Origin of the sequence: Bradyrhizobium sp. B039, assembly GCF_038965675.1 — a bacterium.
GTDB lineage: Bacteria > Pseudomonadota > Alphaproteobacteria > Rhizobiales > Xanthobacteraceae > Bradyrhizobium > Bradyrhizobium diazoefficiens.
In genome coordinates, this window is record NZ_CP152416.1 from 2,564,860 (window position 1) to 2,583,938 (window position 19,079).

A 19,079-nucleotide genomic window follows, 5' to 3' on the forward strand; every position below is an offset into this window, starting at 1 on the left:
TCAAGCCACAGCTTTGGTGGTAACAGGCGGCTCGCCGGCCCAGGCGCGCGCGATCAGGTCGCGGATGGCGCCTCGCTCGAGCGGCCGCGGATTCCAGTAGGCGTTGGTGACGGCGAGATCGGCCGCCTTGTCGATGCCGCTCTCGGGCATGCCGACATCGCGTAGCGCCAGTTTTGCACCCAGCCGCTTTGCGAGCTCGTAGAGTCCCTGCGACGCATCGGCCGCGCCGATCGCGCGCGCGACGCGCGCCATCGCCTCGGGCACGGCGGGGGCGTTGTAGGCCAGCGCATGCGGCAGCACGATGGTGTGCGTCTCGGCGTGCGGCAGATCGAAGGTGCCGCCGAGCGTGTGGCAGAGCTTGTGATGCAGCGCCATGCCGACCGTGCCGAGGCAGACGCCGCACAGCCAAGCGCCATAGAGCGCCTCGGTGCGGGCCTCGCGATCGTCGCTTCTGGCGGCAATGGCGGGCAGGGCACGCGCGAGCGCGCGAATGCCTTCTTCCGCCATCAGCGAGGTGACGGGATTGGTGTCGCGCGCATAAAGCGCTTCGACCGCATGCGCGATCGCGTTGATGCCTGATGTCGCAGCCAGGCTCGCCGGCAGCGTCAAGGTGAGATCGACGTCGTAGATCACGGTCTCCGGCAGCACGGCCGCATCGCGTACCGTGGTCTTCAGGCCGTTCTCGGTCTGGCCGACGATCGGCGTCATCTCCGAGCCGGCATAGGTGGTGGGGATGCAGAGCTGGTTGACGCCGGTGCGCAAGGCGAGCGCCTTGCCGAGGCCCGTCGTGGATCCGCCGCCGAGCGAGACCACGCAATCCGCATCGCACGCCTTCATCGCCGCGAGCGCCCGTTCGGTAACGTCAACCGGCGTATGCATGGTCGCACCCGGAAAGATGCCGGCATAAAGCGGGCCGAGCGCGGTCCCTAAGCTCTTGCCCTGCGCCTCCTGCTGCGGCGTCGTCAGCACCAGGGCGCGCTTGCCGCCGAGTCGCTCCACCTCGGCCTTGGCACTAGCCAACGTTCCGCTGCCGAACACGACGCGGCAGGGCAGGTTTTCAAAGGTGAACGAACCGATCATGCGCCGGTCTCTTTGATGGGATAATCGACCTGAAAGCGGCCGATCCGCAAGTCGCCAAGCGCCTCGCGCACGCGCAGGTGCTCCGGGTGGGTGGCGTAGGCCGCAAGCGCGGCCTGGTCGGTGAATTCGGAGAACAGCACGACGTCGCAGGCGTAATCGACAGCGCTGACGTCGAGGCCGACTTCGATATGGGTGAGGCCGTCGATCCGGCCGCGCAGGCCCTCGAACAGGGTCTTGACCTTGGCCCGGGCGGCGGACCGCTCCTCGGGGGTCTCCCCACGCAGCCGCCACATCACGATGTGCCTGATCCGGCCCGACATTTCCCAGTTTCCTCGCCTGTCATCTTGCTTGTGTTGGACCCATTTTGGCTTGCGGGATACGGAAATAAAGGCCAATATTTGTAAGTCTCTTTTCCTAAAAGTGGAAAAATGGATCGCCTGCTCCAACTTGAGGTGTTCGCCAAGACGGCCGAGCTCGGCAGCCTGTCCAAAGCCGCCGAGGCCTTGCGCATGTCGAACGCGGCCGCGAGCCGCCATCTCAGCGCGCTCGAGGAGCGCCTCGCCGTTCGCCTGATCGAGCGCAACACGCGCCGCCTGTGGCTGACGGAGGCGGGGCAGGAGCTGCTGGAGCGGTCCAGCCGGGTGCTGAGCGAACTGGCGGAAGCCGAGGACATCGTCAGCGATCGCGCGCTGTCGCCGCAGGGCATGCTGCGGGTGACGAGCTCGCTGTCCTTTGCGGTGATCTATCTGGCGCCGATGCTGCCGGCCTTCCGCGCGCGCTATCCGAAGCTCAACATGCAGATCACCACCGCCAACCGCTATCCTGACTTCATCGAGGCGGGCATCGACGTGGCGATCCGGACGCGCGAGCAGGAGCCGGATTCGAACATCATCGTCCGCCGCATCGGCCAGATGCGTCGCGTGCTGGCAGCCGCGCCCTCCTATCTCGCAAGCGCAGGCGAGCTGGAACAGCCCGCCGATCTCGCGCGCCACAACATGCTCGTCTACAACCTTGCGAACGATCCCTATTCGCTGCGCCTGCGCAAAGGCAATGGCGCGCAGACGGTGCGCATCACGCCGACGCTCGACAGCAATGACGGCCAGGTCATCCGCGGCGCGGCGCTGGCGGGTCTCGGCATCCTCATCCAGCCGCTCTACATCGTCCAGAGCGATATCGCGGCGGGCCGTCTCGTCCCGGTCCTGCTGGATTGGGAGCTGCCTCTGCTCACCATGAACATCGCCTACCAGAACCGTGCCGGGCTGCCGGCCAAGATCAGGGCCTTTTCCGACTTCCTCGTCACCCACATCCGCGAGCATTCGGAGCCGGGGATATGGATGGACGCGGCGAAGTAAGTGACAGACATTGAAATCCCGACTGTTTCCGAGAAGGCATATCCATTGAAATCCAGGACATCCGGGACGGCGTGGCGGCATGCCAATATCGGCCGCCTGCTCAACAACGCGGTGCGACGTTTCGAAGGCCGCGTGCTCGAATTGATGAGCGAGCGGGGGCATGACGAGACGCGCATCGCCCATGTCAGTCTCACCCGCAATCTCGACGTGGAGGGGACGCGGCTCACGGAGCTCGCCCGCCGCGCGTCGATGAGCAAGCAGGCGATGGGCGAGCTGGTCGATCAATGCGCCGAGCTCGGATTGGTGGACCGCATCGCCGATCCGACCGACCGGCGCGCGCGCATCGTCATGTTCACGCCGGCCGGACGCAAATGGCTCGATGCGTTCCGCGATGCCGTCGACATCGCCGAGCAGGAGATGCGCGCCGAGCTCGGCAAGGCCACGATGGAGGCGATCTTGAAGGGACTGGCGGTCTATGGCGCGCAGTTCGACACGCTCGACGACGCCGAATAGTCAGGCTACTTGACGATATCGTCAGGCAACCTTACCATGCAAGATAATGCTGGTAGGGAGAAGCGCCTTGGAAACACGTCTGACGGCCGCCGTGCTCATCGTAGGCGGGGGCCCATGCGGGCTGATGCTGGCCAACGAACTCGGCCGCCGCGGCGTGTCCGCGATCCTGGTCGATGAAAAGCCGGGTACGGCGTTCAATCCGCAAGCCAATGCGACGCAGGCGCGCTCGATGGAGCATTATCGGCGGCTGGGTTTTGCCGACGAGATCAGGCGCGAAGGCCTGCCGGCCGATTATCCGACCGACGTCGCGTATTTCACCCGCTACACCGGCTATGAACTGGCGCGGTTTGCATTGCCGTCGTCCTCGCGCGCGAGCGAACTCGTCAAGGGCCTGTCCGGCTCCTGGAGCGCCGCGGAGCTGCCGCATCGCGTCTCGCAGAAATATGTCGAGGCGGTGCTGCGCCGGCACGCCGAACGGCTTCCCGGAATCCAGCTCAACTACGGTCATCGCCTCATCGGCTACGCCGAGAGCGACGACGGCGTCGTCGGCGAGATTGAATGTCTCGATGATAACAGCCGCTTTCAGGTTCGGGCCGACTTCCTGGTCGGGGCCGACGGGCCGCGCTCGCAGGTCCGGCAATCGCTCGGCATCGTCTATGGCGGTGAAACCGGGACGCAGCGCGACTTCATGGGCGGCCGCATGCTGGCGGTCTATCTCCGTTCACCCGAGTTCTACGCCGGCATCCCCTATGCCAGGGCGTGGATGTACAATTGCTTCAACGGCGATCGCCGCGCCTTCATGGCCTCCGTGAACGGGCGCGACGAATTCGCGTTCCACACCCAGCTCCGGCCGGGCGAAGACGAGAGCTCGATCACGGCCAACGAGGCCAAGGCGGCGTTCCAGCGCGCCTGCGGCGCGCCGATCGCATGCGAGGTGTTGTCGTTCCTGACCTGGACCGCCGGCCACGCGCTCGTCGCGAATGCGATGCAGCGGGGCAGGGTGTTCCTTGGCGGCGATGCGGCGCATCTGTTCACGCCGACTGGAGGCCTCGGCTACAACACCGCGATCGAGGATGCGGTCAATCTCGGCTGGAAGCTCGCAAGCGTCGTCAAGGGCGTGAGCCCGGCCGCGCTGCTCGACAGCTACGAGGTCGAGCGGCGTCCGGTGGCGCTTCGCAACACCGACTATGCGCGCCGCTTCGCCGACTCCCTCGGCCTGTTCGCGCCCGCGCCGGAGATCGAGGACGCCACTGACGCCGGCGGCGAGGCGCGGCGGATCGCGGGCGTCTATCTCGAGCAGCACGCCCGCGCCGAGTTCAACATCCCCGGCATCACCTTCGGCGGACGTTACGACGGTTCGCCGATCATCGTCTCCGACGGCAGCCAGCCGCCGCCGGATGCCGCGAATGTCTACGTTCCGAGCGCCTGTCCCGGCGGCCGCGCACCGCATGCGTGGCTGGAGGACGGCGTGTCCTTGTACGACCTGTTCGGCTTCGAGTGGACGCTGCTCCAGTTCGGCGACGTCACGTTCGGCCATGCTCCGCTCGGCGAGACCGCCCGCGCGCTCGGCGTCGACGTCAAGCTCGTCACGCTGCCGAAGTCGCTGCGTGATCTCTACGAGGCGGACCTCGCTCTGATCCGTCCGGACCAGATCGTGGCCTGGCGCGGCAGCGCATCGCAGGCCGGGACGATCGGACGCGTTCTTGCCCGCGCGCTCGGGCACGGCGCGGGCGATGGCGCGCGGCTGGCAAGCTGATCTGTTCCCGCGGCCACATCCAACCCGTGGCCGCACGGCAATAACAACAAACGCAATAACAACAAGCAACGACAACGGAGGAGGAAAACGTGACCACAGGAGCATTCGAGGACTACGACGAACATGCCGCCACCGCTGCCGCTACCGCGCAGACGGCGAGCGGCCGCAGGCGCATTCTGATCGCCGGCACCATCGGCACGGCGATCGAATGGTACGACTTCTTCATCTACGGACTGATCGCGCCGCTGGTGTTCGATCAGTTGTTCTTCCCGAAATTCGATCAGCTCACGGCGACCATCGCTGTCTTCGCGACGTTCGCCGTCGGATTTCTGGCGCGTCCGCTCGGCGGCATCGTGTTCGGACATTTCGGCGATCGCCTGGGCCGCAAATCCGTCCTGCTGTGCACGCTGCTGATGATGGGACTTGCGACCATGTCGATCGGACTGTTGCCGACCTACGCCAGCGCGGGCGTGGCCGCGACGATCGCGCTCGTCGTGCTGCGCTTCCTCCAGGGCTTTGCGCTCGGCGGGGAATCGACCGCGGCGATCCTCATGGCAATCGAGACGGCGCCCGGCAACCGGCGCGGCTTCTCTGCCGCGGTGATCCAGGCCGCGGGACCCGTCGGCGTCGTGCTGGCCTCGTTCGCGGCGCTGGCGATCTCGCGGCTGCCGGAGGCGGATCTGCTGTCCTGGGGCTGGCGCGTTCCGTTCCTGATCAGCGCGGTGCTGGTCGCGCTCGGCGTCTACATGCGCCTGCGCATCGAGGAGAGCGCGACCTTCCGCGAGGCGAGGCCGGCTGAAACCGTGCCCGTCGTCGAGGCGGTGAAGGGACATTGGCGGCCGATCCTCATCGTGTTCTTCGCCGAGATGGCGCAGACGTCCTACTTCTACCTGACGGCCATCTTCACCATCTCGTTTGCGACGCGCCAGCTCGGCGTTCCGAAGGACGTGATCACGCGGGCCGTGCTGTTCGCCAATCTCGTCGGGCTCGTGGCCATGCCCCTGATCGGGGCCTGGTCCGACCGGATCGGACGCAAACGCCTGTTCCTTGCCGGCGTCGCGCTCGCAACCATCTCGATGTTTGCATTCTACGGTGCGATCGCGAGCCGTGACACGCTGCTGGTGACCTGTGCGGTGATATTGGCTGCAGGCGTAATCCATCCCCTGATGTTCGGCACCGAAGGGAGCTATTTCCCGGAGCTGTTTCCGACCCGCATCCGCTTCACCGGCGTGTCGATCGGAAAGCAGCTCGGCACGGTGCTCGGCGGCGGCATCGCGCCGCTCGTCGCCACCAGCCTGTTCGCGCAGACGAGCTCCACCTACGCGATCACAGGATACTACGTCGCGCTCGCGCTGGCAGCGATGATCGCGCTCGGCTTCGCGCACGAAACCAGCAAATCGCGGCTGCTCGGCTGAGCCCAGCCACAAACATCAGGGAGGTTCTCATGGACGTCAATCTTCTCATCAGCGGGCGGGATCAGGCCGCTTCGACCGGCAAGGTATTCGAGCGGCGCAATCCGCTCTCGCAGGAGGTCGCGAGCCGCGCGGCCGCCGCGACGGTTTCCGACGCCGACGCGGCGGTGGCGGCGGCGTCCGCCGCGCTCGCCGCGTGGTCGGCACTCGGCCCGAACGCGCGGCGCGCCCTGCTCTTGAAGGCCGCCGATGCGCTCGAGGCCAAGCGCGATGCCTTCATCCGGATCATGATGGCCGAGATCGGCACCACCGAAGTCTGGTCGGCCTTCAACGTCAAGCTCGCAACCGGCATGCTGCGCGAGGCGGCGTCGCTGACCACGCAGGTCGCGGGCGAGGTGATCCCGTCCGACAAGCCGGGATGTCTGGCGATGGCCGTCCGCCAGCCGGCCGGCGTGTGCCTCGGCATCGCGCCCTGGAACGCTCCGATCATTCTCGGCGTTCGCGCCGTGGCGACGCCGCTCGCCTGCGGCAACACGGTGGTGCTCAAGGCCTCCGAGATCTGTCCGGGAACGCACCGGCTGATCGGGGAGGTGTTCAGGGACGCGGGATTTCCGCCCGGCGTCGTGAACGTATTGACCAATGCGCCGGCCGATGCGCCGGCGGTGGTGGAACGTCTCATTGCCAATCCGGCGGTGCGGCGGATCAATTTCACCGGCTCGACTCGCGTCGGCCGCGTCATCGCCGAGCTCGCCGGCCGCCACCTCAAGCCGGTGCTGCTCGAGCTCGGCGGCAAGGCGCCACTGGTCATGCTCGACGATGCCGACCTCGATGCCGCGGTCGCCGCCGTGGCGTTCGGGGCCTTCATCAACCAGGGCCAGGTCTGCATGTCGACCGAGCGCGTGATCGTGGATGAGAGCGTGGCCGATCAGTTCGTCGCTAAGCTTGCCAAGAAGGCCGGCGCGCTTCCGGCCGGCGACCCGCGCTCCGGGCCGGTGGTGATCGGTTCGATGATCGACGAGGCGCCGGCCAGGCATGTCGTTGCGCTGATCGATGACGCGATCGGCAGGGGCGCCGTCAAGCTTGCGGGTGGAGAGCGGGCCGGAACGGTCGTGCCCGCGACCGTGCTCGACCGCGTCGTCCCGGGCATGCGCATCTACAGCGAGGAGAGTTTTGGTCCCGTCGTGTCGGTGATCCGCGCGCGCGGCGTGGATGATGCGGTCCGCCTCGCCAACGATACCGAGTACGGTCTTTCGGCCGCCGTGTTCGGCCGCGACGTCGCGCGGGCGCTGACGGTGGCCCAGCGCATCGAAAGCGGCATTTGCCACGTCAACGGACCGACCGTGCACGACGAGGCGCAGATGCCGTTTGGCGGTGTGAAGGGATCGGGCTACGGCCGTTTCGGCGGTCAGGCCGGGATCGCCGAATTCACCGATCTGCGCTGGATCACGATCGAGACCCAGCCTCAGCACTATCCCTTCTGATCGCGTCACCACACGGCGAAGCATGCCGGGAAATCAACCCATGAACTCAAAAGTCCTGACGGTCCGGGAAGCAACCCTCGGCGTGCTTCGTTCCTTCGGTGTCGATCGTGTGTTCGGCAATCCGGGCTCGACCGAGCTCGCCTTTCTCGGCGACTGGCCCGACGACATCGATTACGTGCTCGGCCTGCAGGAAGGCTGCGTCGTCGGCATGGCCGACGGCTATGCGCAGGCGACCGGGCGTCCGGCCTTCGTCAACCTGCACTCGGCGGCCGGGCTCGGCCACGCCCTCGGCAATCTCTTCACCGCGTTCCGCAACAAGACGCCGATGGTCGTCACGGCGGGCCAGCAGGCGCGCAGCCTGCTGCGGATGCGGCCTTATCTCTTCGCGGAGGATGCCGAGCAGTTTCCGAGGCCCTATGTGAAGTGGAGTTCGGAACCTGCGCGGGCGGAAGATGTGCCCGCGGCCATTGCACAGGCCTTCCTCACCGCCATGCAGCATCCGCGTGGCCCGACATTCGTGTCGGTGCCGTCGGATGATTGGGCGCGGGCGGCCGTCGCGCCGCCGGTGCGCCACATCGCAACGGAGTTTGCGCCCGATCCGGCGGCGATCGTCCGGCTCGGCGCAGCCATCGCAGCGGCCAGCAAGCCTGCCTTTGTCGTCGGACCCGAGATCGATCGCAACGGCTGCGTCGATGCCATGGTCGCGGTCGCCGAACAGGCGAGGGCGGCGGTTTGGGCAAGCCCGATGTCGAGCCGTTCGAGCTTTCCGGAATTGCATCCGCAATTCGCAGGCTTCCTTCCGGCAGCGCCCGGAGGGCTCGCGCGCGCCTTGCGCGGCGTCGATCTGATCGTCGTGGTCGGAGCGCCGGTGTTCACCTTCCACGTCGAAGGACAATGCGAATTGCTCGACGACGGAACGCCGGTCTGGCAGATCACCGACGATCCGGCCGAGGCCGCGGCCGCGGCGGTCGGTGACACCATCATCAGCACGCTCCCGAAGGCGCTCGTCGCGCTTCGTTCGGCGCTGCCCGACATCGCCAAGCGCGAGGGGCCGGCCGCGCGGACCCGGCCTGCCGCTCCCGCCGCGCAAAATCCGATTCCTCCGGCCTATGCGCTGAGCCGGCTGTCGGCGCTGATGCCGCGCGATGCGATCGTGGTCGAGGAGGCGCCGTCGCATCGTCCCGCCATCCAGCAGTTCCTGCCGCGGCCGGGCGCGGACAGCTTCTACACCATGGCGAGCGGCGGGCTCGGCTACAGCCTGCCGGCCTCCATCGGCGTGGCGCTGGCGCGGCCGGGCCGTCGCATCGTCGCCCTGATCGGCGATGGGTCCGCGATGTACTGCATCCAGGCGATCTGGACTGCGGCGCAGCGCCGCCTGCCGATCACTTTCGTGATCATGAACAATTCCGGCTATGGGGCGATGCGGGCCTTCAGCCAGCTGATGCAGGCGCATCGCCCGCCTGGAATCGACCTGCCCGGGCTTGACTTCGTTGCGCTCGCCAAGGGGCTCGGTTGCCCGGGCGGGCGCATAACCGGCGTCGCCGATCTCGACCGCTGTCTCACCGAAGCATTGGCCTCGAGCGGCCCCGCGCTGGTCGACATCGCCGTCGACGACGCCACGACGGACCTGTTCAGCCATCCGCGCTAGATTTGTTGGGCGATGAAGCCGCCCTGCGGGGCGTCGCGCGAACCTTAAGAGCTTGTGGAGCTGCGGATCGCTTCGCCGGCATCGATCGCCTGCGATCGCAAACGACGGTCGGCGGAACGCGCGACCAGACAATACAGGACCAGGGCGAGGAGCGACGACGCTGCCATGACCGCCGTCATCGAGAGCGCAGTCCGTCCGTCGAAGCGAACCGCCACCAGCCCGCTCGATATGGCGCCGGCGATCAGTTGAATGCTCCCGGCAGCCGCGCTGACGGCGCCGGCGATCTCGGGGAGGTGCTGCATCGTCGCGCTCATCACGTTCGGCACGCTGAGCCCGAAGCCGAGTGCCACCGCCATCAGCAGCGCGACGACAAGCGCCGTGGGCATCCAGCCGGTCAGTGTCATCCCGAGCAGCACGACGCTCGCCGCCGCCGACAGCGCCAGCCCGATTGCGAGCATGTGGCTTGAGGATATCCCGCGCCGGCCGAGCTGCCCGTCGAGCAAGGCACCGCCCATCACGGATGCCGAGCAGGCGCTGAAGATCAGGCCGTATTGCTCGGGCGAGAGCCCGACGGCGCCGACGAAGAACAGCGAGGCGCCGGTGACGTAGGCAAACACCGTCGCGCCGCCCGCGGCGCCGACCAGGATGTAGGCGAACGAAACCGGATGCGTCAGCACCCGGCGATAGCTGTCGATCACGGCGGACGGCACCAGGCGCCCGGACGGCGCGATCGCCGCCGTTTCGGCGAAGCGAAACATCACCACCACCAGCAGCATGAAACCTATCGCGGCCTGGACCGCATAGATCGACCGCCAGCCGGCAACCGCCAGCAGCGCCGCGCCCGCCGTCGGCGCGATCACGGTCGCGACGTTGACCGCGACCATGATGTTGCCGATCTTGCTTCGCGCGGCGTCGCCGTCGAAGAGATCGCGGATGATGGCAAAGGTCGTGGCGGTCGCGGCGGCGCCGATGCCTTGAACGAAACGGCCCAGCAGCAGAACCGGCAGCGAGGAGGCAAACGCACAACTGATGCTGGCGGCGACGAACAGCGCGAGGCCGAAGCCCAGAACAGGCTTGCGGCCAAGGCGGTCCGAGACGGGTCCGTAGATCAGCGGCGCGGTGGCGAGGCTGAGCATGAAGGCGCTCATCGTCAACCCGACATCCGACGCGCTCACGCCCAGGGTGGCGCCGGTGGCGGCCAGTGCCGGCAGGTTGATGTCGATGCCGGAATACGGCACGGCCGCAAGAAGGCCGAGCAGCAGCGTGAAAGCAAAGGTGTCTGGTTCGATTCGCATGGGCGAGCATCCGGTGATATGTGACGAACTTCTACGGAGCGACAGAGCGCGGTCGCTCCGCCCTCCATCGCTTCGTTCAGACGTGCGATCAGGCGCGCCGGCCGGAGCGCCGTCCCTGGCTCGCTGCGATTGCGCGCAGGCGTGACACTTCCGTCTCGTCGGTCACGAGCTCGCCGATGACCCGGAGAATTTCCGTCCGCGTGTCGATCTCGGCGAACTCGTCCGCGATCTGCGTTGCGCGGAATTGATAGCGCGGTTGGTCGAGCACCGTCCGCACCGCCTCGCGCAAGGCCTGCGGAGTCGGCTCGTTGGTCGCAAGGTTGATGCCGACGCCGGACCATGCGACCCGCGCGTTGACGTCGGCCTTGTCCTCGGTCAGTCCCGCGGTGACCAGCGGGATGCCGAAGCTCAGGGCCTGATTGACGCTGCCATAGCCGCCATTGGTGACGAGCACGTCGACGTTCGGCAGCAGCCATTCGAATGGCAGGTAGCTCGCGATGCGTGCGTTCGACGGGACCTTGCCGGGAATGGCGTCCACCGGGCGGCCGCCTGCGGTCGCGATCACCATGATGTCGGGCTCGTCGGCCAGCGCCGCCAGTGTCGGGGCGACCAGCAGGTTGAAATTGTGGTTGGCCACCGTTCCCTGCGTCACCAGAACGATCTTGCGTGTACCATCGAGCTCCTCGGCCCATGACGGCGGTGGGACCTGGTTGGCAATGATCGGAGGCGTACCGACGAAATGCACGGAGGACGGGATCTCGCGCGGAAATTCGAAACTCGGCACCGACAATTGCAGATAGGCGTCGCCGAGAGCGACCACGGAATGGAAAAGCGGCATTGCTATCGGTCCGACGCCGAGGCCCTTCAGGGTCCGGTTCAGGCGCAGTGACACCGGCTGATCGACCGCCGCATCGAAGTCCCGCGCCATGGCCGCATAATGATCGCGTTCGTCGTCGGTCCGTGCCGGCGGCAAGCCGAGGAAGTTCGGCGCACCGTCCTCACGCGCCCAATGCAGGAACGAGGTGCCGCAGAGCGCGATGGGGGGCCGCTGCGAGCGCGGTCCGAGCAGCATCGGGAGCACGCCGAACAGCATGTCGTCGCCGACGATGATATCGGCCGGGAATTGCTGCAACGCCTGCAGCAGCCCCTGGTGCTGGGCCGGAATGGCGTCGACGAAGATGCGCTCGCAGGCCACGCGGAACCACTCCAGCCCCGGCGGGATGGTCTTGAGTTCGGGGACCCGCGAGAAGACGTCGTTCGGATCGAAGTCCGCGCCCTCGGGAAGGGGAAAGAACTTGACGCCGCTGGCCTCGACGCGGGCGCGAAAGGCGGAGCCGGTCATGAGAGCAATCTCATGACCCTCGGCGACCAGGATCTGCGTGATTGCCAGCATCGGATTGAGATGACCCGTCGCAGGCGTCGAAGCGATAAGAATCTTCATGGGAGATGACCTCTTGATGATCGATGTACGGTCGCCACCGGGCGGCCGCTCTCGTGAGCAAGAGGGAATTGAAGGGATCGCGGTTACACCAAGGCTTCCGATGGCCACCAAATGGTTACGTCGGCAACGCACCGTGGCGCGGCCAAGGCCGACGTGCCGGCGAAGATGGTACCGTCGCGCGAGGACTACGGTTGTAACGCGAGCGGCCGGCCGTGAAACGGAGCGGTAATGCCGCGCTCGTAACCCGGCAGAGCGCCGTTTGGCGCGCCGCGACATTCGGCGGCGATTTTGGCCGAAGCCGATTATTGACGACCGAGATAGCGCGCGGTCTTGACCACGCAGAATTCGTTGAGGAAAACGTCATGCAGAATATTGTCGCCCTGATTGCGATGGTTGCTTTCATCGTGCTCCTGGTCTGGTCGGGTGCTTGCGCCCTGCGGGCACAGAATCCGCTGGTGAAGTGGGGTGGCGTGGTGCTGGCGGCGGCGCTTATCGTCCCGCTATCCGGCGTGAGCGCGTTGACCGCAGCGGGCATCGTCAAGCAGCACGCGCGCTCCGCGCCGGCCCCCGATCTCAAGGTCGAGGCGACACCGGAACGCATTGCCCGCGGCAGGGCGGTCGCCGACGGCTTTTGCGCCGGGTGTCACTCGAAAAGCGGCGTGCTGTCGGGTGGCGGCGACGTCGGCGAGGATCTTCCGCTTCCGATCGGCTCGTTCGTGCCCGCCAATTTGACTCCCGCCGGGGTCCTGAAGCATTGGTCCGACGGCGAGATCTTTCGCGCCATTCGCAATGGCGTCGATGCGCGGGGGCGATGGCTCGCGATCATGTCCTTTACCAATGCCGGCCGGCTGAGCGACGACGACACCAAGGCCGTGATCGCCTACATCCGCGCCTTGCCCGCGAGTGGTGAGGAGACCCCGGATCCACCGGATCGCTTCAGCGTGCTGGGCCTTGCGATGCTGGGCGCCGGACTGTTGCCGGATGCAAAGCCGGTCTTCACCGGTGTGATCATCGCGCCGCCGAAGGGGCCGACGGCGCGCTACGGCAGGTACTTGCTGTCCTATCAGGATTGCCGTGAGTGTCATGGCAAGGATCTCTCCGGTGGCGTGCCCGGCCAATTGCCTCCGCTCGGACCCGACCTCGGTATCGTCAAAGACTGGAGCCAGGCGCAGTTCATCACGACCATGCGCACGGGTGTCGATCCGAACGGACATCGGCTCGACGACCAAATGCCGTGGCGGCCGATCGGGCGGATGGACGACGACGAGCTCGCTGCGATCTACCTGTACCTGGCGGGTCTCCCGCGCTCCTGACATATCCTGACAAACGATCTGTTGCGGCTGGCCTTTCCCGGCTGCACCACTGTCGTTAGCACGCCGGATGCGCGCAACGGCAAAAGCTCACGCGCAGGTGAAGTCGACGTCGCGCGCGCAGGAAAATGTTGGCAGTCTTCTCGCCATCGCTCGCGCAGTCGTCGTCACTGCAGTCGTCGTCACTGCCGAACAGTCACCTCGTCGCCGACGAACGATCTCGCACGCCGGCGCATTGGAATCGCTCAAAAGTAGCATTTGCTAGGATCACAATTATTCACGTCTGCGACATCCGGCGGAGTTGGCCGCAGAAATACCGGGTTACGGCATCATCAAGTGGTCATGAACGTTGTCGTCGCATGGCGACGCTTTTGCTGTCCCCCATATTATTCCGAGTGATTGCGAATCTTGAACGTGACCCGGTTGGTGACGACGGATTTTGAGAGTGAAGTATGCTTGCAGATGTTGGCCACATCGTTGTTGTCGATGACGATCCCACCTTGCGGCAGATGGTGATCAGATATCTGGAGGAGCACAATGTCCCCACCAGGGCGGCGTCCAACCGGTCTGAACTGTACCACTATCTCGAGGCCGGTCAGCCCAGTCTGATCATCCTCGACCTTCGCCTCGGTCAGGAAGACGGCCTGGACCTGCTGCGGGAAATCCGGTCGCATTCCGACGTGCCTGTCATCATCACGACCGGCCACCGCCCCGACGAGATCGATCGCATCGTCGGGCTCGAGCTCGGCGCTGACGACTACATCATCAAGCCGTTCTCCTTGAGAGAGCTGCTGGCGCGCGTCCGGGCGGTGTTGCGGCGGCAGGAGATGGGCCGTGCCGCGCGCGCCCGGGATCCCGAGCGCGGCGGCTATCGCTTCAACGGCTGGAAGCTGGAACGCCGCGGCCGAAAGCTCATCGATCCCAGCGAAGCGCCGGTACCGCTCAGCAAGGGAGAGTATGCCTTGTTGCTGGCCTTCCTCGAGGCGCCGCAGCGACCCCTGACCCGCGAGCATCTGCTTCAGGCCACCCGCATCCACGAAGACATTTTCGATCGCAGCATCGATGTTCAAGTGTTGCGGCTGCGGCGCAAGCTGGAGGTCGATCCGAGCGCGCCGCGCGTCATTCAGACCGAGCGCGGCGTCGGCTATGTCTTCGCGGTTCCCGTAGATCCGTTCTAGGGCAAGATCCGGACCCGAAGGGTCACGTTAGCGCGAAGTGTGCGGCGGTCTTCCCCTCGCGACAAACGCGGAACGCGTCTGCGCGGAGATCATGTTCGAACAATGTGGCGGCCGCCGGATTGCAATTGTAACCCCTTTGTCTGTGGCGGTGATCTCGGCGTAACAGCCGGCCGGCACATAGTCTCCCACGAACAGCGTGTGGGAGATTTACGATGAAGACGCATTCTCACGGTGTCATCCGTATTGTCCGGCCGGATGACACGGAGCCCGATGGGCAAGGCTGGTCCGATGGCCGCGGGATGGCCCGTCTCGGTTCTGGCGGCACCGCGCGGCAGGGCCTCGCCGACATCGGTTCGGATTCGGCGCCGCCGGCTGCGCAGCCGGGCCAGGAGCTCAGCACATTCTGGTGGGCGGTCCTGACCTTCTTCATGGAAGGGTTTGCCCTTTATGGTGCCGCGTTGCATCCGACCGCGGCCATGCCGGTTCACGCAATACTGGCGGCACGGAGGGATTGGGAGTCGCAGCCCAAGGCCAGCGAGCCGGCGGAACCTGTGCAGAGCCGCGGCAGCGACGGGGCCGGGAGCAGCGGCAATGTCGTCGAGCTCGGTCGCTCCCGGCGATTCGAGGTGCAACCGGAGCGTCGCTGGAGTCCGCTGCGTTCGGCCGGTGAGACGTTGACGGTCTTGCTGTCGCACGCGCGCCGGGAACGCGAGATCAGACGAGCTGTTGCCGCTCTCAAGGAGCTCGACGACCGGACATTGCGCGATCTCGGAATCCACGGCCGGTCGGAGATCGAGGGGATGGTGAGGTACTGTCATGATTGCTGAGGCGCTCTACCTTGCCTTCGCCGGACTGGGCCTGTTTCGCGCCGTGCCTCGTTCGATGATCTGGTGCGGCCTCCGTTTCCGGATCCGGCGATCGCCGCATTCACGAAATCATCGAGCCTCGATCAAAAGCCCTTGAATAGACGCGGTTGCTTTCGCTTCCGCCCCCATATCACTGACGGTGCGACGATTGACTGGATTTCGCGGAGCCGGACCAGGCGCCGGCTATCGGGGTGGCTTGATCGCCATTTGCGCGGTGCTGCTGTGCTGCGTAGAAGTCACGCCCGCGCCGTCGCAGCCGCCGTCGGCGCACGCACTTGACCGCGGGGAGCCGATCACGCCAATTCCCGCGGCCCCTGCCGCCGACCCGCTCAAGGTCGCCCTTGGCGAGAAGCTGTTTGGCGATCGCCGGGTCTCGCATGACAATTCCCGCGCCTGCCAATCTTGTCACGATATCGCGACGAACGGCGCGAGCCAGAAGCGGCACGATGTCGGCCTCAACGGGGCGGAGCTTGCGCTCAACACGCTCACCGTCTTCAATTCGACGCTCAGCTTTCGTTTCGGCTGGGAAGGAAAATTCCGTACCCTCGAGGCCGATATCGAGGCATCGCTGCAAAGCCAGCACACCATGGGCAGCAGCGCGGCGGAGGTTGCCGCAAAGCTCGATGCCGATCCCGACATGCGCGATCGTTTCGTCGCGGCCTATGGCCGCCGTCCGGAAGGCGCCGATGTCGTCGACGCGCTGGCGAGCTTTCAACGCACGCTGGTCACGCCGGGCAGCAGGTTCGATCGCTGGCTGAAGGGCGACGACGCAGCCCTTTTGGCCGGCGAGCTGGACGGATACCGCCTGTTCAAATCGCTGGGTTGCTCCGCCTGCCATCAGGGCGTCAACGTCGGCGGCAATCTGTTCGAGCGGCACGGCATATTCCATCCCCTCGCGTCGCCCGAGCCCAGGATCCTGCGCGTGCCGAGCCTGCGCAACGTCGCGACGACCGCGCCGTATTTTCATGACGGCAGCGCGCCGACGCTCGATGACGCGGTTCGCAAGATGGCGCTGGCCCAGTTGAACGCGACGCTGACAGACCAGCAGGTCAAGGCGCTCGTCGCCTTTCTCAACAGCTTGACCGGGACCTATCGCGGTGCGCCCGTCGGAGGCTCGCCGTGAAATCCGCGCCCGCCGTGATCAGCGTCGCGTTCGTGCTCGGGCTTCTCACCTGGTTGCTGTTGCACGGGCTGAACATCAACTCGGCGCGTTATGACAGCCAGCTTCGGGCGCTCGGGGATTTCACCCGGTTCGAACGCGGGATGACCAGGGAGGTCCTCACCGCGCGTGCCGGCCTGTCGCGCAACTATGATGCGCTGGTGCATATGGTAAATGCCTATGACGATGCCCTGACGCGGCTGCGCGACACGGCAGGCCTCGACGCCGAGCAAACCAGGGTGATCGATGTTCTGTCGGCGCGTGCCGACCGGCAGGAGAGCCTGATCGAACGGTTCAAGAGCAGGAACGCGTTGCTGCAGAACTCCTTTGCCTATTTCGGCCTGTTCAGCGACAGATTGGCCGCATCGGAGTCCCGGCCGGTGGTGACGGCCGCCTCCGCGCTGGCGGCAGCCATGCTCCGCCTGACGCTCGATACGTCGGATGCCGCAGCGCGTCAGGTCGAGGACCGACTGGAAGAGCTGGCGCAACTTCAAGCGCCGCCGGCGGAGACGGATTCGGTCCACGCGCTGCTGCTCCACGGACAGATGCTGCACGACCTTCTGCCTGACATCGACACGATCCTGAAGACGCTCGTCGCCGAATCCAACAACCGCGAGCAGGATGCGATGCTGGCTGTGATCCTGAAGCGTCAGCTTGCCGCGCGCGCCTCGGCGCGCAAGACGCGGTTGCTCCAATATATAACCTCGCTGCTGCTGCTCTCCGGCATCATCTATTTCGGAATGCTGTTGCGCAAACGGGCCATGGCGCTGCGCCGCCGCGCCGCATTCGAACACGTGATCGCCAATATCTCGATGCTGTTCATCAATTCGAGCAACGACGGAATCGATGCGGATGTCGAGATGGCGCTTCGCCAGCTAGCCGGATGCATCGGCGCTGACAGGGCCTATTTTGCCCGCGTGGTCGGCACCACGATGCACACCTATCGGTGGTCGCGCGACGGCATCGCATTCGAGCCCGGCTGGCCGGAGCGGGTGCTGAGCCTCGCACCGCGATTGGACGGCGGCGAAGACGGCATCGTCTATATCCCCAGGATGAACGCCTCGCATCCCCATGACGCGATGCTCACCGAGGCGGGTGTGAGCGGCTGGCTGTGCATCATGGCGGCCCACGGAAGCCGCGATGGAATTCTCGGCTTCGATGCGGTGCGCGGAGGTGCGCTCACATATTGGTCCGAAGTCTCGCTGTTTCGCATGGCCTTTGACGCCATCGGCAACGCGATCCGGCGCGCCCGCCTCGAAGGGGAGAAGGAGCGCCTCCAGGCGAGCCTGCAACAGGCGCGTCGCATGGAGACCATCGGGACCTTTGCCAGCGGCATCGCCCATAACTTCAACAACATCGTCGGCGCCATTCTCGGCCATGCCGAAATGGCCGATGCGCGGGTCGCGCCGGGAAGCCGGCCGGCCGCAAGTCTCGCCGAAATCCGCCGGGCCGGCGAGCGGGCGCGTGAGCTGGTCGAACAGATTCTCGGCTTCGGGCGCCGCGGCGAGGGCAGGCGGGAGCGCGTTTGCCTCAGGACCCTGGTCGACGAAACCAGATCGCTGCTGGCCGCATCGCTGCCTTCGCACGTCACATTCGAAGTGGACGAGACGGCCGACATTGCCATCGTGACGGGCGAGCCGGCCCAATTGCAGCAGGTCATCCTGAACCTGTGCAACAACGCGGCGCAGGCGATGAAGGAGCCCGGCCGTATCGAGCTCCGCATCAAGGTGCACGATCTCGCCAAGCCGCTGTCGATCGGGCGGAGCGAGGTCGGTCCCGGCCGCTTCACCGTCATTTCGGTCGCCGATCCCGGGCCGGGCATGGACGAGGCGACGCTGGAGCGGATCTTCGAGCCGTTCTTCACCACCCGCCCGGACGGTAACGGCCTCGGGCTCGCGACGGTTCGCGAGATTGTCGAGCAGCATGGCGGCGCCGTCGCCGTGCAGAGCAGGCCGGATGCCGGCACGCGCTTCGACATCTGGCTGCCATCGGGCGAGCCAGTCGAGCCGCAGCCCGCTCAACACGGCTCGGATCCGGCGTTCCTTGGGGCCGGCGAAACCGTGCTCGTCATCGACACCGACCGCCGCCGCCTGTTGCGCTATGAGGAAATCCTCGCAGCGCTGGGTTATGAACCCGTCGGCTTCACTGGGCTCGCGGAGGCGATCGCCGCCTGCCGGGCCGCGCACGCCCGGTTCGACGCGGCGTTGGTGTGTCATCTGCCGGGCGGCTCCTCGCTCGATCTCGCGGCAGCGTTGCATGATGCGGCGCCGGCCCTGCCGATCATCCTCGCTGCGCCCTCGACGCGCGACCTGGCGATGCCGTCGCTCAAGACATCCGGCATCACCGAGCTCGTCCATCACCCGCTGGCGTCGGCGGAGCTCGCCAGCGCGCTGGCGCGGAGCCTCGTCTCGTCGGCCACGAGCGGAAGATTGCGGCGAGCCGCCGGGGCTGCCTAGCCCGCCGGCTCGCGACGACAGGGCCTGCGGTTGCAGTGGTAACGCGATATCACCGCCGGCGAAATGGACGGGTAGCCGGGATCTCCTATTCTTCGCAGGCGCGTGTTCGCAAGTTGCGAATGCGCAGGCGTC

At 66.2% G+C, this 19,079-nt stretch carries 15 protein-coding genes; 11 read left to right on the forward strand and 4 right to left on the reverse strand.

The genetic code is table 11. The annotated features are described in order from the left end of the window. Both AAFG50_RS12170 and AAFG50_RS12175 read right to left on the reverse strand, forming a co-directional pair. On the reverse strand, positions 1–1,080 hold the full coding sequence (locus AAFG50_RS12170) for a maleylacetate reductase (RefSeq protein ID WP_028175560.1): 1,080 nt from the start codon (positions 1,078–1,080) through the stop codon (positions 1–3). Continuing rightward, a complete protein-coding gene (locus AAFG50_RS12175; RefSeq protein ID WP_028175559.1) occupies positions 1,077–1,400 on the reverse strand; it encodes a Dabb family protein in 324 nt (107 codons plus the stop codon). Before AAFG50_RS12175 ends, AAFG50_RS12170 begins: the two co-directional genes overlap by 4 nt. 108 nt (positions 1,401–1,508) lie before the next feature. Between AAFG50_RS12175 and AAFG50_RS12180 the strand changes: the two genes are divergently transcribed. The 6 genes from AAFG50_RS12180 to mdlC all read left to right on the forward strand — a co-directional run bounded on the left by AAFG50_RS12180 (position 1,509) and on the right by mdlC (position 9,242). After that, complete coding sequence (locus tag AAFG50_RS12180; protein ID WP_028175558.1) at positions 1,509–2,432, forward strand: LysR family transcriptional regulator; 924 nt, start codon at positions 1,509–1,511, stop codon at positions 2,430–2,432. 45 nt (positions 2,433–2,477) lie between these two features. Continuing rightward, positions 2,478–2,945: a MarR family transcriptional regulator gene (locus AAFG50_RS12185; RefSeq protein ID WP_028175557.1), complete on the forward strand. Its 468-nt coding sequence runs from the start codon at positions 2,478–2,480 to the stop codon at positions 2,943–2,945. A 46-nt stretch (positions 2,946–2,991) separates the two neighbouring features. After that, positions 2,992–4,701, forward strand: a complete 1,710-nt coding sequence (locus AAFG50_RS12190) for an FAD-dependent oxidoreductase (RefSeq protein ID WP_028175556.1) — start codon at positions 2,992–2,994, stop codon at positions 4,699–4,701. Between the two features lie 89 nt (positions 4,702–4,790). Further along, positions 4,791–6,116 (forward strand): MFS transporter, encoded by a 1,326-nt coding sequence (locus AAFG50_RS12195; protein ID WP_011085472.1) that lies wholly within the window; start codon positions 4,791–4,793, stop codon positions 6,114–6,116. Positions 6,117–6,145: 29 nt separating this feature from the next. Next, entirely contained in the window at positions 6,146–7,594 is a 1,449-nt protein-coding gene (locus tag AAFG50_RS12200) for an aldehyde dehydrogenase (protein ID WP_028175555.1), read from the forward strand. A 40-nt stretch (positions 7,595–7,634) separates the two neighbouring features. After that, positions 7,635–9,242: a benzoylformate decarboxylase gene (gene mdlC / locus AAFG50_RS12205; RefSeq protein ID WP_080668256.1), complete on the forward strand. Its 1,608-nt coding sequence runs from the start codon at positions 7,635–7,637 to the stop codon at positions 9,240–9,242. Between the two features lie 44 nt (positions 9,243–9,286). Here the strand turns inward: mdlC and AAFG50_RS12210 are convergent, their stop codons facing one another. Next, on the reverse strand, positions 9,287–10,537 hold the full coding sequence (locus AAFG50_RS12210) for a multidrug effflux MFS transporter (RefSeq protein WP_028175553.1): 1,251 nt from the start codon (positions 10,535–10,537) through the stop codon (positions 9,287–9,289). Between the two features lie 88 nt (positions 10,538–10,625). After that, complete coding sequence (locus AAFG50_RS12215; RefSeq protein ID WP_028175552.1) at positions 10,626–11,978, reverse strand: nucleotide disphospho-sugar-binding domain-containing protein; 1,353 nt, start codon at positions 11,976–11,978, stop codon at positions 10,626–10,628. Positions 11,979–12,340: 362 nt separating this feature from the next. Between AAFG50_RS12215 and AAFG50_RS12220 the strand changes: the two genes are divergently transcribed. The 5 genes from AAFG50_RS12220 (at position 12,341) to AAFG50_RS12240 (ending at position 18,947) form a co-directional block, all read left to right on the forward strand. Further along, on the forward strand, positions 12,341–13,291 hold the full coding sequence (locus tag AAFG50_RS12220) for a c-type cytochrome (RefSeq protein WP_028175551.1): 951 nt from the start codon (positions 12,341–12,343) through the stop codon (positions 13,289–13,291). Positions 13,292–13,740: 449 nt separating this feature from the next. Beyond that, the gene (locus tag AAFG50_RS12225; protein WP_011085479.1) at positions 13,741–14,466 is read left to right on the forward strand and encodes a response regulator; all 726 of its coding nucleotides are present in this window, start codon (positions 13,741–13,743) and stop codon (positions 14,464–14,466) included. Between the two features lie 212 nt (positions 14,467–14,678). Further along, positions 14,679–15,293 carry a DUF1127 domain-containing protein gene (locus tag AAFG50_RS12230; protein WP_028175550.1) on the forward strand — a complete coding sequence of 205 codons (615 nt, stop codon included), beginning with the start codon at positions 14,679–14,681 and terminating at the stop codon, positions 15,291–15,293. A gap of 235 nt (positions 15,294–15,528) precedes the next feature. Next, positions 15,529–16,455: a cytochrome c peroxidase gene (locus tag AAFG50_RS12235; RefSeq protein ID WP_039184016.1), complete on the forward strand. Its 927-nt coding sequence runs from the start codon at positions 15,529–15,531 to the stop codon at positions 16,453–16,455. Beyond that, on the forward strand, positions 16,452–18,947 hold the full coding sequence (locus tag AAFG50_RS12240) for a two-component system VirA-like sensor kinase (protein WP_028175548.1): 2,496 nt from the start codon (positions 16,452–16,454) through the stop codon (positions 18,945–18,947). Before AAFG50_RS12235 ends, AAFG50_RS12240 begins: the two co-directional genes overlap by 4 nt. The last annotated feature ends 132 nt before the right edge of the window (positions 18,948–19,079 follow it).